This window comes from Novosphingobium sp. FSW06-99, from assembly GCF_001519065.1.
Lineage (GTDB): Bacteria > Pseudomonadota > Alphaproteobacteria > Sphingomonadales > Sphingomonadaceae > Novosphingobium.
Map to the genome: position 1 here is coordinate 86,803 of NZ_KQ954252.1, position 15,369 is coordinate 102,171.

The 15,369-nt window shown below is 64.4% G+C and carries 11 protein-coding genes; 8 read left to right on the top strand and 3 right to left on the bottom strand.

The window, feature by feature from the left end:
• The first annotated feature begins 112 nt into the window (after positions 1-112).
• The 5 genes from gltB to AQZ49_RS03085 all read left to right on the top strand — a co-directional run bounded on the left by gltB (position 113) and on the right by AQZ49_RS03085 (position 10,018).
• Entirely contained in the window at positions 113-4,765 is a 4,653-nt protein-coding gene (gene gltB / locus AQZ49_RS03065) for a glutamate synthase large subunit (protein ID WP_067612813.1), read from the top strand.
• Between the two features lie 13 nt (positions 4,766-4,778).
• Positions 4,779-6,212: a glutamate synthase subunit beta gene (locus tag AQZ49_RS03070; RefSeq protein WP_067612817.1), complete on the top strand. Its 1,434-nt coding sequence runs from the start codon at positions 4,779-4,781 to the stop codon at positions 6,210-6,212.
• Positions 6,213-6,334: 122 nt separating this feature from the next.
• Positions 6,335-7,459: a DUF47 family protein gene (locus AQZ49_RS03075; protein ID WP_231738844.1), complete on the top strand. Its 1,125-nt coding sequence runs from the start codon at positions 6,335-6,337 to the stop codon at positions 7,457-7,459.
• 2 nt (positions 7,460-7,461) lie between these two features.
• Positions 7,462-8,466, top strand: a complete 1,005-nt coding sequence (locus AQZ49_RS03080) for an inorganic phosphate transporter (protein ID WP_067612820.1) — start codon at positions 7,462-7,464, stop codon at positions 8,464-8,466.
• A gap of 118 nt (positions 8,467-8,584) precedes the next feature.
• Entirely contained in the window at positions 8,585-10,018 is a 1,434-nt protein-coding gene (locus tag AQZ49_RS03085) for an aldehyde dehydrogenase family protein (protein ID WP_067612823.1), read from the top strand.
• A 130-nt stretch (positions 10,019-10,148) separates the two neighbouring features.
• Here the strand turns inward: AQZ49_RS03085 and ung are convergent, their stop codons facing one another.
• Entirely contained in the window at positions 10,149-10,838 is a 690-nt protein-coding gene (ung, locus tag AQZ49_RS03090; protein WP_067612826.1) for a uracil-DNA glycosylase, read from the bottom strand.
• A gap of 85 nt (positions 10,839-10,923) precedes the next feature.
• Between ung and AQZ49_RS03095 the strand changes: the two genes are divergently transcribed.
• From AQZ49_RS03095 to AQZ49_RS03105, 3 genes are read left to right on the top strand one after another with little or no spacing between them, the layout of a single operon-like run.
• A complete protein-coding gene (locus AQZ49_RS03095; RefSeq protein ID WP_067612829.1) occupies positions 10,924-11,541 on the top strand; it encodes a ribonuclease D in 618 nt (205 codons plus the stop codon).
• 33 nt (positions 11,542-11,574) lie between these two features.
• A complete protein-coding gene (lptC, locus tag AQZ49_RS03100; protein ID WP_067612832.1) occupies positions 11,575-12,300 on the top strand; it encodes an LPS export ABC transporter periplasmic protein LptC in 726 nt (241 codons plus the stop codon).
• Between the two features lie 5 nt (positions 12,301-12,305).
• On the top strand, positions 12,306-12,920 hold the full coding sequence (locus tag AQZ49_RS03105) for an LptA/OstA family protein (RefSeq protein ID WP_067613442.1): 615 nt from the start codon (positions 12,306-12,308) through the stop codon (positions 12,918-12,920).
• Positions 12,921-12,936: 16 nt separating this feature from the next.
• Here the strand turns inward: AQZ49_RS03105 and lptG are convergent, their stop codons facing one another.
• The gene (gene lptG / locus AQZ49_RS03110; protein WP_067612835.1) at positions 12,937-14,037 is read right to left on the bottom strand and encodes an LPS export ABC transporter permease LptG; all 1,101 of its coding nucleotides are present in this window, start codon (positions 14,035-14,037) and stop codon (positions 12,937-12,939) included.
• Positions 14,027-15,277 (bottom strand): LPS export ABC transporter permease LptF, encoded by a 1,251-nt coding sequence (gene lptF, locus AQZ49_RS03115; protein WP_067613444.1) that lies wholly within the window; start codon positions 15,275-15,277, stop codon positions 14,027-14,029. Before lptF ends, lptG begins: the two co-directional genes overlap by 11 nt.
• Positions 15,278-15,369: the final 92 nt, after the last annotated feature.

Sequence of the window (15,369 nt, forward strand, 5' to 3'; positions counted from 1 at the left end):
GTTGCAAAATAACATTCATGCGGCCATGGGGAATTTCGCGCAACTTTCGTTGCCTTTCGGGCAAAGTGATTCGCGTGTTTGAACGACCTCTGGTTGCAGGAATGTTGGAAAGATGGGTTTTCCGCCGGTTCAGGGCCTTTATGATCCGCGTAACGAGCACGACGCCTGTGGTGTGGGCTTCATTGCCCATATCAAAGGCACGAAGAGCCACGCGATCATTAAACAGGCGCTGGAAATTCTGGCCAATCTCGACCATCGCGGGGCGGTGGGCGCCGACCCGTTGCTGGGCGATGGCGCCGGCATCCTGATCCAGTTGCCCGATGCGCTGTTCCGCAAATGGGCCGCCGCGCAGGGCAAGGATCTGCCGCCGCCGGGCGATTATGCGGTGGCGATGTGCTTTTTGCCGCAGGACGAACCCAGCCGCAGCTTCATCACCCAGTTCTTCGAAAAGTTCATTGCCAAGGAAGGGCAGGAACTGATCGGGTGGCGCGATGTGCCGACCACTTGCGCCGGTCTGGGCGCGGCGGTGATTGCCGAAATGCCGGTGATCCGCCAGTGCGTGATCAAGCGCGGCGAAGGCACGCCCGATCAGGACGCGTTTGAGCGCAAGCTGCTGGCGATCCGCAAGCAGACGCAGAACCCGTTGGAGGCGCTGGCCGAACGGCACAAGCTGCCGGGCATCAGCCAGCTCTATATCCCCAGCTTTTCGTCGCGCACGATCGTCTACAAAGGGCTGCTGCTGGCGACCCAGGTGGGCAGTTTCTACGATGACTTGCGCGATCCCGATTGCGTGTCGGCGCTTGGCCTGGTGCACCAGCGGTTTTCGACCAACACGTTCCCAAGCTGGAAGCTGGCGCATCCTTATCGGTTCGTCGCGCACAACGGCGAAATCAACACCGTGCGCGGCAACGTCAACTGGATGAATGCGCGGCGCCGGACGATGGAATCCGAACTGCTGGGCGCCGATCTCGACAAGATGTGGCCGCTGATCCCGCATGGCCAGTCCGACACCGCCAGTCTCGACAACGCGCTCGAACTGTTGCTGGCGGGCGGCTACAGTCTGGCCCATGCGGTGATGATGCTGATCCCCGAAGCCTGGGCGGGCAATCCGCTGATGGATGCGCGTCGGCGCGCGTTCTACGAATACCATGCCGCGCTGATGGAACCGTGGGACGGTCCGGCGGCGGTGGCATTTACCGACGGGCGCCAGATCGGCGCGACGCTCGATCGCAACGGCTTGCGCCCGGCGCGGTTTTCTATCACCCGCGACGATCTGATCTGCATGGCCTCGGAATCCGGGGTGTTGCCGTTCCGCGAAGAGGACATCGTGCGCAAGTGGCGCCTGCAGCCCGGACGCATGCTGCTGATCGACCTCGAAAAGGGTCGCATCGTCGAAGACGAGGAAATCAAGGCAGAGCTTGCCAGCGCCGAACCTTATGAGGAATGGCTGGCCGCTGCGCAGTACAAGCTGAAGGAACTGACGGTTCCCGATGCCGACGATCTGCCCGATGCGCCCGCGCTGCCGGTGTGGTCGACCACGCTGCTCGATCGCCAGCAAGCGTTCGGCTATACCCAGGAAGACATCGCCCGGTTCCTCGAACCGATGGCGATCACCGGCGAAGACCCGATCGGGTCGATGGGCACCGACACGCCGATCGCGGTGCTGTCGCGCCGCTCGCGGTTGCTCTACGACTATTTCAAGCAGAACTTTGCCCAGGTCACCAATCCGCCGATCGATCCGATCCGCGAAGAACTGGTGATGAGCCTGGTGTCGATGATCGGCCCGCGCCCCAATCTGCTGGGCCGCGTCGCCGGTACGCACAAGCGGCTCGAAGTCGATCAGCCGATCCTGACCAATGACGAGATCAACAAGATCCGTTCGGTCGAGGCAATGCTCGACGGCGCGTTCCGCACTGCCACCATCGACATGACCTGGGATGCCTCGACCGGGGCGGCCGGGCTGGAACAGGCGGTCAAGGAAATGTGCTGGGCCGCGACCGAGGCGGTGCTGGCCGACCAGAACATCCTGATCCTGTCTGACCGCGCGCAGTATGAAAGCCGCGTGCCGATGCCCGCGCTGCTGGCGACGGCCGCGGTGCACCATCACCTTGTGCGGCAAGGGCTGCGCATGCAAACCGGGCTGGTCGTGGAAACCGGCGAAGCGCGCGAAGTGCACCATTTCTGCGTGTTGGCAGGCTATGGCGCCGAGGCGATCAACCCTTATCTGGCGTTTGAAACGCTGGAGGCGATCCGGGTCGAAAAGGGCCTGCCGCTGTCGACCTACGACGTGCAGAAGAACTATATCAAGGCGATCGGCAAGGGCATCCTGAAGGTTATGTCCAAGATGGGCATCTCGACCTATCAGTCCTATTGCGGGGCGCAGATCTTCGATGCGGTGGGGCTGTCGTCGGCGTTCGTCGACAAGTATTTCACCGGCACCGCGACCACCATCGAAGGCGTGGGCTTGCGCGAAATCGCCGAGGAGACCGTGCGGCGGCACTCCGAAGCCTATGGCGACAACCCGATCTATCGCAAGATGCTCGATGTCGGCGGGATGTACCAGTTGCGCCTGCGCGGCGAGGAACACGCCTGGACTGCGTCCAACATCGCCAGCCTGCAACATGCGGTGCGCGGCAACCTGCCCGACCAGTACCGCGAATTCGCCGCCAGCATCAATGATCAGTCGGAACGGATGCTGACCATCCGTGGCCTGCTCGACCTGAAGCCGGCGGAAGTTGCGATCCCGCTCGACGAGGTCGAACCGGCGGCAGAGATCGTCAAGCGGTTTGCCACCGGGGCGATGAGTTTCGGTTCGATCAGCCGCGAGGCCCACACCAACCTGGCGATCGCGATGAACCGCATCGGCGGCAAATCGAACACGGGTGAAGGCGGGGAAGAACCGGATCGGTTCAAGGCCCTGGCCAATGGTGATTCGCTGCGGTCGGCCATCAAGCAAGTCGCGTCGGGCCGGTTCGGAGTCACGGCCGAATATCTGGTCAATGCCGACGACATCCAGATCAAGATGGCGCAGGGGGCCAAGCCCGGCGAAGGCGGCCAGTTGCCTGGCGACAAAGTCGACAAGGTGATCGGCCGCACCCGCCATTCGACCCCCGGCGTGGGGCTGATCAGCCCGCCGCCGCACCACGACATCTATTCGATCGAAGACCTGGCGCAATTGATCCACGATCTCAAGAACGTGAACACCGCTGCGCGCATTTCGGTCAAACTGGTGTCCGAAGTGGGCGTCGGCACGGTGGCGGCGGGCGTGTCCAAGGCGCGCGCCGACCATGTGACAATCTCGGGCTATGAAGGCGGCACCGGCGCGTCGCCGCTGACCAGCCTGACCCATGCCGGTTCGCCGTGGGAAATCGGTCTGGCCGAAACGCAGCAGACCCTGTTGCTCAACAACTTGCGCAGCCGCATCGCGGTGCAGGCCGATGGCGGCCTGCGCACCGGGCGTGACGTGGCGATTGCCGCCTTGCTCGGCGCCGACGAGTTCGGCTTTGCCACCGCGCCGCTGATCGCCAGCGGGTGCATCATGATGCGCAAGTGCCACCTCAACACCTGCCCGGTGGGCGTGGCGACGCAGGACCCGGTGCTGCGCGCGCGCTTCACCGGCAAGCCCGAACACGTGATCAACTATATGTTCTTCGTTGCCGAGGAACTGCGCGAGATCATGGCCGCGATGGGCTTTCGCACCGTGGCAGAGATGGTCGGGCGGGTTGACCGGCTCGATCCGAAAAAGGCGATCCACCACTGGAAGGCGCAAGGCATCGACTTGTCGCGGCTGTTGCATCAGGTCGATCCGGTTCCCGGCACTACCCGCAACTGGAGCGAGCGGCAGGATCACGGGCTCGACGCTGCGCTCGACAACGATCTGATCGCCTCTGCCCGTCCGGCCTTCGAACAGGGCACCCCGGTGCGCATCGAACGCAACGTGATCAACGTCAACCGCACTGTCGGCGCGATGCTGTCGGGCGAAGTGGCGCGCGCGTTCGGCCATGCGGGCCTGCCCGACAACACCATCCATGTCGCGTTTCGCGGCGTGGCGGGGCAATCGTTCGGCGCGTTCCTGGCGCACGGGATCACGCTCGACCTGACCGGCGATGCCAACGACTATGTCGGCAAGGGGCTGTCGGGTGGCCGCGTGATTGTGCGCCAGCCCGCGCATGTCGCGCGCGAGGCAAGCGAGAACATCATCGTTGGCAACACCGTGCTTTATGGTGCGATCGCGGGTGAGGCCTATTTCAACGGCGTTGCCGGGGAACGCTTTGCGGTGCGCAATTCGGGCGCGATCGCGGTGGTCGAAGGCACCGGCGATCATGGCTGCGAATATATGACCGGCGGCGTGGTGGTCGTGCTGGGCCGCACCGGGCGCAACTTTGCCGCGGGGATGTCGGGCGGGGTGGCCTATGTCCACGATGTCGACGGGGTGTTCGCGCAGCTCGCCAACACCGCGATGGTCGATCTGCTGCCGATTTCGCCCGATCGCGATGACGAGGATGGCACCGGCCGTCCGCAACAGCGCGCGATCGATGTGGCCGATTATGGCATGGGCGACATGGTGCGCCACGATGCCGATCGTCTGCGCATCCTGATCGAACGCCATTTGCTCCACACCGGCAGCCGCCGGGCCCGCGCGATCCTTGACAACTGGGCCGAGGAACTGCCCCGGTTCGTCAAAGTGATGCCGCGCGACTATGCCCGCGCCCTGCGTCAGCTAGAGGCGGAGCGGGTTGCCGCTGCCTCGGTCGCTGCAGAATAAGGATTGACAGACAATGGGTAAGTCGACCGGTTTTCTCGAAATCGACCGCCAGGACCGTGGCTATGACGCGCCGACGGAACGGTTGAAGCACTATCGCGAATTCATCGTGCCGCACGATGAGGCCACGCTGAAAGGCCAGGCCTCGCGGTGCATGAATTGCGGCATTCCGTTCTGTCACAATGGCTGTCCGGTCAACAACCAGATCCCCGACTGGAACCATCTGGTCTATGAATCCGACTGGCGCGATGCGCTCGACAACCTGCATTCGACCAACAATTTCCCCGAATTCACCGGGCGCATCTGCCCCGCCCCGTGCGAGGCGGCGTGCACGCTGAACATTGTCGATCAGCCGGTCACGATCAAATCGATCGAATGCGCGATTGTCGACAAGGGCTGGCGCGAAGGCTGGATCGAACCGCAAGTGCCGGTGAAAAAGACCGGCAAATCGGTCGCCATCGTCGGCTCGGGCCCGGCGGGCATGGCTTGTGCGCAGCAACTGGCGCGCGTCGGCCATTCGGTCACCGTGTTTGAAAAGTCCGACCGGATGGGCGGGCTGCTGCGCTATGGCATTCCCGACTTCAAGATGGAAAAGGCGCTGATCAACCGCCGCCTGGTGCAGATGATGGCCGAAGGGGTGGAGTTCCGCACGTCGGTCGAAGTCGGCGTGACGGTGTCGATGGCCTCGCTCAAGGAAAATTTCGATGTGGTGGTGCTGGCGGGCGGCGCGGAAGACCCGCGCCCGCTGCTGATCCCCGGTTTCGAATTGCCCGGCGTGCGCTTTGCCATGGAATTCCTGACCCAGCAGAACAAGCGCAACGCGGGCGACGATGAAATCCGCGCCGCGCCGCGCGGGTCGCTGACCGCCACGGGCAAGCATGTGGTGGTGATCGGCGGGGGCGACACCGGCAGCGATTGCGTCGGCACGTCGAACCGCCAGGGCGCCTTGTCGGTCACCCAGCTTGAGATCATGCCGCGCCCGCCCGAAAAGGAAGACAAGGCGCTGACCTGGCCCGACTGGCCGCTGAAACTGCGCACATCGAGCAGCCACGAAGAAGGCGTCGCGCGCGAATTCGCCGTGTTGACCAAGCGCGTGGCCGGCGAAAACGATGTGACCGGGCTGGAATGCGTGCGCGTCGAATGGGTCGGCGGCAAGATGCAGGAAGTGCCGGGCAGCGAGTTCACGCTTCGGGCCGATCTGATCCTGCTGGCTATGGGCTTTGTCGGCCCGCGCAAGCAGGGTCTGCTCGAACAGGCCGGGGTGGAACTTGATCCGCGCGGCAACGTGCGCGCCAATGTGCAGGATTATCGCACCAGCGCCGACAACGTGTTCACGTGCGGGGACATGCGGCGCGGGCAAAGCCTGGTGGTGTGGGCCATCCGCGAAGGTCGCCAGTGTGCCCGCGCGGTAGACGAGGCGCTGATGGGCGTATCCGAACTGCCGCGTTAAGCCCGCGTGCAATCCTTTTGTGCCAAGATCGGCCGACGGGCGCGTGTGCACCCGTCGGCCGCTTGACTTGTAATGGTGTTGTAACATAGCGGCCGGGATTCAGATTGCCCGGAGTTGCCGCCATCGATCAGATTGCCGCCTTGCCCTATCGTACCCGTGGTGACGGTCTTGCCGCACCGACCGAAGTTCTGCTGGTCACCTCGCGCGGGACCGGGCGCTGGGTCATCCCCAAGGGCAACCTGGGCAAGCGCGAGGCCGCGCATATGGCCGCCGCGCGCGAGGCGATGGAAGAGGCGGGCGTGGCCGGCGCGGTTTGCCCCAGCCCGCTGGGTTTCTATCACTATCGCAAGACATTGCGGTCTGGTGCGGCAGTGCGCGCGCAAGTGCAGGTCTATCCGCTGGCGGTAACCGACGAATTGCCCGACTGGGCCGAATCGGGCGAGCGCACCCGGCGCTGGTTTTCGCTGGGCGAGGCCGCCACGCTGGTCGATGAACCCGATCTGGGTGACCTGATCCGCAGTTTTCGCGCGTCCGAAGTGCGCGTGCTGACCCGTACCGCGCCGCTGCTTGCCCGCATCAGCGGCGCGAAGGAGAAGTTGGGAATGTTTCACTGGTTTCAGTCGCTCTTGCCGCAACAGGGCAATTTCTTTGCCTTGTTCGAAGCCCATGGCGAAACGCTGGTCGCGGGCAGCAATGCGCTGGTGCGCATGTTGCAGGGCGGCGAGGCGATGTCGCAGCACGTGCGCGAAATCTCCGAACGCGAACACGATGCCGATGCGATCACCCGCGAAGTGCTGATCGCGGTGCGCAAGACATTCCTGACGCCGTTCGATCGTGGCGCGATCACCTCGCTGATCGGGGCGATGGACGATGCGATCGACCAGATGCACCAGACATCGAGCCTGGCCGCGATCTACAGCGTGACCACGTTCGAGCCCGAGATGCAGGACATGGCGGCGATCATCGTCGATGCCGCGCGCCTGATTTCCGAAGCGCTGCCGCTGTTGCGCGCGATCCACGGCAATGCCGCGCGGTTGCACGAATTGACCGAACGGCTGATCCGGCTGGAAGGCCGCGCCGATGAAATCCACGATGCCGGGCTGGCGCGCGCCTATCGCGAGCTGGGCGAAAGCGCGCCGATGCGCTTTTTCGTGCACCGCGAAATCTACAGCCATCTCGAACGCGTGGTCGACAAGTTCGAGGACGTCGCCAACGAGATCGACAATCTCGTGATCGATCACGCCTGATCATGCAGCATATCGGTCTGGCGCTGCCCCTGATCATCGCGCTGGTGGTGATGGCGTTCGCGTTTGATTTTCTCAACGGCCTGCACGATGCGGCCAATTCGATCGCCACGGTGGTGGCCACCCGCCTGCTGACGCCGGTGCAGGCGGTGCTGTTTGCTGCGGTGTTCAACTTTGCCGCCTATTTCGTGTTCGGGCTGAAAGTGGCCGAAACGGTGGGCAAGGGCATCATCAACAAGGATGTGGTGACGCCGGGCGTGGTGTTTGGCGCGCTGGTCGGCGCGATGGCGTGGAACGTGATCACCTGGTGGCGCGGCATTCCGTCGAGTTCGAGCCACGCGCTGGTCGGCGGGCTGCTCGGCGCAGGCATGATGCATGCCGGGCCCGGCGCGATCGTGTGGGGCGGGTTGACTGCGACGACGCTGGCGATCGTGCTGTCGCCGCTGATCGGGCTGGCGGTGTCGATGCTGTTTTTCCTGGTTACCGCATGGCTGTTTGTGCTGGTTACCGCGCGCACGGCAGAAGGGCTGTTCAAACGGCTGCACCTGGTGTCGGCGGCGGCCTATTCGCTGGGCCACGGCGCCAACGACGCGCAAAAGACGATGGGGATCATCACCGTCCTGCTCTATTCGCAAGGGTACATGGGCACGACCTTCCACGTGCCGCTGTGGGTGGTGCTGGGCTGTTATGCCGCGATGGGGTTGGGCACGCTGTCGGGCGGGTGGAAGATCATCGAAACGATGGGTAGCCGGATCACCCGCCTGACCCAGCATCAGGGGTTCTGCGCGTCGGCCGGCGGATCGGTCATGCTGTTTGCGGCGAGTTCGCTGGGCATTCCGGTGTCGACCACGCACACCATCACCGGCTGTATCGTCGGGGTTGGCGCGGCGCGGCGCACCACGGCGGTGCGCTGGGGTGTGGCGCAGCGGGTGGCGGTGGCCTGGGTGGTCACCATCCCCGCCGCCGCCGCCGTTGGCGCGCTGTTCTACGAGATATCGCGGCTGTTCTGACGTCCACGATTGGGACTGTCAGCTTTTTTGGTAATGATGCACGCCGCGCTTGAGCGGCGTCCGCACATGACTAATGTGCGATCGCAGATTTCCATAGCGCTGACTCGAGGATCACCCCATGTCGTTTTCCGCCAATGCCCTGAAATTCTATATCGATGGCGCCTGGGTCGATCCCGCCGGAACCGCCACGCTCGATGTGATCAATCCCGCCACCGAGGCACCGTTCCTGACGATCGCGATGGGCGGTGCCGCCGATGTCGATCGGGCAGTGGCCGCCGCGCGCAAGGCGTTTGGCACCTGGGCCTTTTCGACCCGTGAAGAACGCCTGGCGCTGTTGCGCCGCGTGCTCGACGAATACAACCGCCGGTTTGAAGACATTGCCCAGGCGGTGACCGCCGAAATGGGCGCGCCGATCGAATTCGCGCGCGATGCCCAGGCCTGGGCGGGCCGTGCGCATATGGAAGCGGCGATCAAGGCGCTGGAAGATTTCACCTTTGAACAGGCGCGCGGGTCCAGCCGGATCATCCTCGAACCGATCGGCGTCGCCGCGCTGATCACGCCATGGAACTGGCCGCTCAACCAGATCGTGTGCAAAGTTGCGCCCGCGCTGGCCGCCGGGTGCACCGTGGTGCTCAAGCCGTCGGAAATCGCGCCGGTCAGCGGGCTGATCTGGGCCGAGATCATGGATGCCGCGGGCACCCCGCCAGGCGTGTTCAACATGGTCAACGGCAATGGCCCCGATGTCGGCCAGGTCATGGCTGAACATCCCGATGTCGACATGGTGTCGTTCACCGGATCGACCCGCGCGGGCGTGCTGGTGGCCAAGTCGGCCGCCGCAACGGTGAAGCGCGTGGCGCAGGAACTGGGCGGAAAATCGGCCAACATCATCCTGCCCGATGCCGATTTCGCCGCAGCGGTCGATGCCGGCGTGCGCGGCTGTTTCAGCAATTCGGGCCAATCGTGCGATGCGCCCACGCGCATGCTGGTGCCCGCCGATCGCCATGCCGAGGCGCTGGACATCGCGCGCGCCACCGCGCAATCGATGGTGGTTGGCGATCCGCACAATCCGGCCACGACCCACGGGCCGGTGATCAGCGATGTGCAATGGGCCAAGATCCAGCGCCTGATCCAGACCGCAATTGACGAAGGCGCCGAACTGGTCGCTGGCGGCACCGGCCTGCCCGACGGACTGACCAAGGGCTATTACGTGCGCCCGACGGTGTTCGGCGGCGTGACCACGGCGATGACCATCGCCAACGAGGAAGTGTTCGGCATGGTGCTGGCGATCATGCCCTATGACAGCATCGAACAGGCGATCGAGATCGCCAACGACACCGTCTATGGCCTGGCCAACTATATCGCCGGGACCGACATTGACCAGATCCGCGCCGTCGCCCGGCGCCTGCGCAGCGGCACGGTCAACGTCAACTATCCCGACTGGGATGTCTACGCCCCGTTCGGCGGTTACAAGCAATCGGGCAATGGCCGCGAATATGCCGATTACGGCATCCACGACTTCCTGGAAACCAAGGGCGTCATCGGCTGGGGCTGATCTAAAGTCCTCCACCTCAGGGGGAGGGTTGGGAGGGGGTGTCCGAGGCCCAAGGGACGCGTGCCATCGCACCGTCGGACACCCTTCCCCAACCCCTCCCCTGAGGGGAGGGGCCTAAATCGCGCCGCGCTCAATCCGGCAAGCGCCAGTCGATTGCGCCGCGTCCGTGTTCGGTCAGAAAGGCGTTGGCCTGGCTGAACGGGCGGCTGCCGAAAAACCCGGCATAGGCCGACAGCGGGCTGGGGTGCGGGGCCTTGAGCACGAGGTGCGGGCCGGTAGACAGGCCGGGCACGCGGGCGGCCTTTTTCTGGGCGTGGCTGCCCCACAGCAGGAACACGCATGGTTCGCGGCGCGCGGCAACGGCGGCGATGGCGGCGTCGGTCAGCGCTTCCCAGCCGCGATTCTGGTGCGATCCGGGCTGGGCCTGTTCGACTGTCAGCGCGTTGTTGAGCAACAGCACGCCCTGCCGGGCCCAGGCATCGAGATGGCCGTGGCGGGCCGGGGCAATCCCCAGGTCGGATTGCAACTCCTTGTAGATGTTGACCAGGCTGGGCGGCACTTTCACCCCCGGTTGCACCGAAAACGCCAGGCCATGCGCCTGGCCCGGCCCGTGATAGGGGTCTTGCCCCAGGATAACCACGCGCACGGCATCGAGCGGGGTCAGTTCGAGCGCAGCCAACCGGGTGCCGCGCGGGGGAAACACCACTTTGCCCGCCGCCTCTTCGGCGCGCAGCCAGCCGCCCAGCGCGCGCAGGGCGGGGCTGGCCAGGACGGGATCGAGCGCCGGGCGCCAGCTATCGGGAACGGTGGTCTGGGTCATCGTCCGCCCCTTCTAGCCATGCCCGCGCGGGCTTGCCAGCCATAGCCGCTTGCCCCACGCTGCCAGAGCGCCTAAGCGACGGAGCATGGCCGTATATCTCCACGAAGAAGACTTGCCCTCCGATGCGCTCGGGCCGGGAACCGTTGCCGTCGATACCGAAACGATGGGGCTGATCACGCGCCGCGACCGGCTCTGCCTGGTGCAGATCGCCGATGGACGTGGCGATGAACATCTGGTGCGGTTTGGCCGCGACAGTGCCTTCGATGCGCCCAATCTGAAGGCGGTGCTGGCCGATCCGGCCCGGCTGAAACTGTTTCATTTCGCACGGTTCGATCTGGCCGCCATCCACCACTATCTGGGCGTGATGGCGACCCCGGTGTTCTGCACCAAGATCGCCTCGAAACTGGTGCGCACGTATACCGACCGCCATGGCCTGAAAGAAGTCGTGCGCGAAACCACGGGCAAGGAAATTTCCAAGCAGCAACAGTCGAGCGACTGGGGCGGGCCGGTGCTCAACGATGCACAACTGGAATATGCCGCGTCCGACGTGCGCTATCTCCATGCCGCGCACAGCGTGCTGACAGAGCGGCTGGCGCGCGAAGGGCGGACGGAAATTGCGCAGGCCTGTTTTGATTTTCTGCCCACCCGTGCCTTGCTCGATCTGGCCGGTTGGGCCGAAAACGACATTTTCAGCCACGAATAGGCCGCCCGTGACCCCTGCAACCGGCATCCTGGCATGACATTGCGCGCCGACCAGATGCGCGACCGGCGCCGGGTGTTTGCCGCCCCCGGCGGGTCGCACGACCGTATGGTGCGCCTGCTCGCTGTGGTCCTGCCCGGCCTGATCGGTGCGCTGCTGGCGGTGATGGTGCTGGCCCCGCTGGGTCCGCGCGGTGAAATCAGTTTTCTGCTCGACCGCACCAAAGTTGCCGTGGTGGATGATCGCATGCGCGCGCTGGGCGCGCTCTATCGCGGTGAAGACGATCACGGACGCAGCTTTTCGATCACCGCAGGCAGCGCGGTGCAGCATTCGGTGCACCAGCAAGAAGTCGCGATGAAGGATGTTACCGCGCGCATGTTGCTCGACGACGGACCGGCGATCATGGTGGCGGATTCGGGGATCTATGACTTTGCGCGGCAGGAAATCGCCGTGCCGGGGCCGGTCAACATCCAGACCACCGATGGCTATCGCATGGTCACCCAGGGCGCGCAGATCAACCTCGACCATCGCATCCTGGCCAGTCACGGCGCGGTGACCGGGCGCATTCCGATCGGCACGTTCAGCGCCGACCATTTCTATGCCGATCTCGACACGCGCGAGATCCGGCTCGATGGCCATGCGCGCCTGCATATGGTGCCCGGCCCGATCGCTTTGCCCGGGGCCTTGCCCCGGCCCCATCAGGCAGGTGCGTCCCAGACGCGTCATTCCCCCAATCCCTCCATCGAGGTGAGCAAGCCGTGATCCCCGTGCTTTCCAGGTCCGCAAGTTCCGGCTCCAGTCTGACGCGCGTCGCGCTGCGCAGCCTTGTCATCGGCTTTGCCGCTTCGGCGGCGGTGATCGCGGGCGCGGGGCATCTGGCCGCCGCCACCAAAGTCGCGCACAACAGCGATGCACCGGTCGATTTTTCGGCCGATCGCATGGATTTGCAGGACAAGCAGGATCGCGCGGTGCTGACGGGCAACGTCATCGTCACGCAGGAAGAACTGCGGCTGACCGCCGATCGTACCTTGATGGCCTATACCAACACCAACAAAGTCACGCTGCAACGCGTCGATGCCACGGGTCATGTGGTGGTTACGCGCAACGACGAACGGGCCAGCGGCGATGTCGCGGTCTATGATCTCAACCGCAAGCTGATCACGATGGTGGGCCATGTCGTGCTCAACCGAGCCAATGGCGACGTGCTGAACGGTGGGCGGCTGGTGATGGATCTCAACACCGGGTTGTCGAGCATGGATGGCCACACTGCCGGCCCGGCGGGCGCCGCGGCCGGCCAGACCGACGCGCACTCAGGCCGGGTCAGCGGCACGTTCAACGTTCCCAAAAGCGACGACAAGACCAAGGACGCCAAGAAGCCCTGAGCAGGAAGGGGTTGTGCTATTCCTCGGTCCTGATCAGCACCGCTTCGCCGATCAGCAGGAACAGCAGGAACGGTGACCACGCCGCCAGGAACGGCGTGTAGGCCCCGAAATTGCCCATCGCCAGCGCGGCGTTGTCGACCACGAAATAGGCAAAGCCCAGCGCCATGCCGATCAGCGCGCGGACGAACAGCTTGCCCGACCGGGCCAGGCCGAACCCGGCCACCGCGCCGAGCAAGGGCATCAGCAGCGCCGACAACGGGCCCGACAGCTTGTGCCACCACCGCCCGTCGAGTTCGCTGGTGCGATACCCGGCGCCATGGATGGCCTCGATCGTGTCGGTCAGCCGCCACAGCGATTCGCCATCGGCATTGGTCTTGCGCATCAGAACTTGGGTCGGGTCGACTGCGTTCGCGTAGACGCGCGGGCCCCCCAGCGGGGTCAGCTTGGTGCTTTGCACGTCAAAGCTGGTCGGCCGATCGAGCCGCCAGCCCGGGCGGGCGAATTGTGCATGGGGCGCGTGGACAATCTCGGTGACCATGCCGGTGGGGTCGCGCCGGTACCAACTGACATCGCCCATGGTCATCGCGGCACCCCGGCCCACCACGGTGCGCGCATAGAACACGTTGGGCCCGTCCTGCATCCACACATTGGTCTTCAGATCGGTGTCGGGCGGCACCGGCCCATAGTCGACATCCTGCCACGCCTTGAGCGCGGCGGCGGCGCGTACGGTCACGCGTTCGTTGAAGGTAAAGTTTATCACGCTGGTAATCGCGGCGACCAGAAACAGCGGCGCCAGAATCTGGTGCGCCGACAGTCCGGCAGCCTTCATCGAAATGACTTCGCTGTTCTGGTTGAGCGTGGTCAGCGTCAGCATCGTCGCCAGCAGCACCGAATAGGGCAGAAACTTGCTGGCCAGTTGCGGCAGGCGCAGCGCGACAAAATGCAGCAGTTCCCTTTGCCCATTGCCCTTGGCGGCCAGAATATGCCCGCTTTCGCTCAGCAGATTGAGCATTTGCAGCACGAGCACCAGCATCACCAGCACGGCGACAATCCGCACCGCGAACATGCGCGCGATGTACCGGGTCATGGTTGCAGACGGGAACAGATCAAGCGACATTGTGCGGTACCAGTGTCTCGTCGTCGGGCAGTGCAGGGGCGGGCGGCTTGCGCACGATGGTGAACAGGCGGCCGATCATCTTGCCGATGCGGGCAAACGCCGTTTCCAGCCCGCCGATCGGTTGCCCGCCCGGAACATAGGCCAGGCGCCAGTACATCCACACGATCAGTGCGGCAAACGCGGTGAACGGCCCCCACAGCGCCACGGCCGGGCTGACTCGGCCAAGGCTGGCCACGTCCTGCCCGTATTCGTTCACCTTGTGATAGGCGACCACCATCACGATAGACACGAACACACCCAGCGCCGACGATGACCGCTTGGGCGGCACCGCCAGCGCGACCGCCAGCAGCGGCAGCAGGAACATCATCGCCACTTCGACCAGACGGAAGTTGAGATTGGCGATCGACTGGTTGCGGATGTCCCGGCTGGCGTTGCGGTCCCAGCCGATGCGCAGCAGTTCGGGCAGGAAATATTCGCGATCCTTGTCGCCGCGTCGGCGGAATTGTTCGATCTTGGGCAAGTCGATCGGCAAGTCGTGGCTGGCAAAGGTCAGCACGCGCGGGTTCTTGATGGTCGGCGATTCCTGCACCATCTGGCCATCGGTCAGCCGCAGGATCACCGTGTCGGGATTTTCCTTGTTGGCAAAGAACTGCCCCTCACGCGCAGAAATGACCATGGTCTGGCCATCCGGATTGGCGATCCGGGCAAAGATGCCTTCAAGCTGGCGGCCTTCATCCCGGCTCGATTCGACGCGCAACGCGGTGCGGTCCTGCAGCGAGTTGAATTCGCCGACGTTGATCGACGCGCCCAGCGCACCCGACCGCAACTGGAACTGCAATTCCTCGTAATAGTAACGCGACAGCGGCTGGATATAGCTGACGATCGCCAGATTGAGCACGGCCAGCCCGATGGCGAACAGGAACGGCACACGCAGCAGCCGGGTATAGCTGAGCCCCAGCGCGCGCATCACGTCGAGTTCGGAACTCGTCGCCAACCGGCGAAAGGCGAACAGGATGCCCAGCATCAGCCCCAGCGGCACTGCCAGCGCGGCATATTCGGGCATCATGTCGGCCAGCATCTTGAACACGACGATCACCGGCCCGCCCTGGGTCGCGACAAAGTCGAACAAGTCGAGCATCTTTTCGAGCGACAGCAGCGAAGCCGCCAGCACGAACACCCCCAGCATCGGTACGAACACCAGCCGGGCGATGTATTTGTCTATAGCGGTTATGAATTTCACGAAGCGGGCCAGTGCTTTTCCGTTGTCGCGTGCCGGGGCGATGGCCTTGGCCACACGGCGTGGCGGCACGTATTTTGCCTAGCCGGGATCAC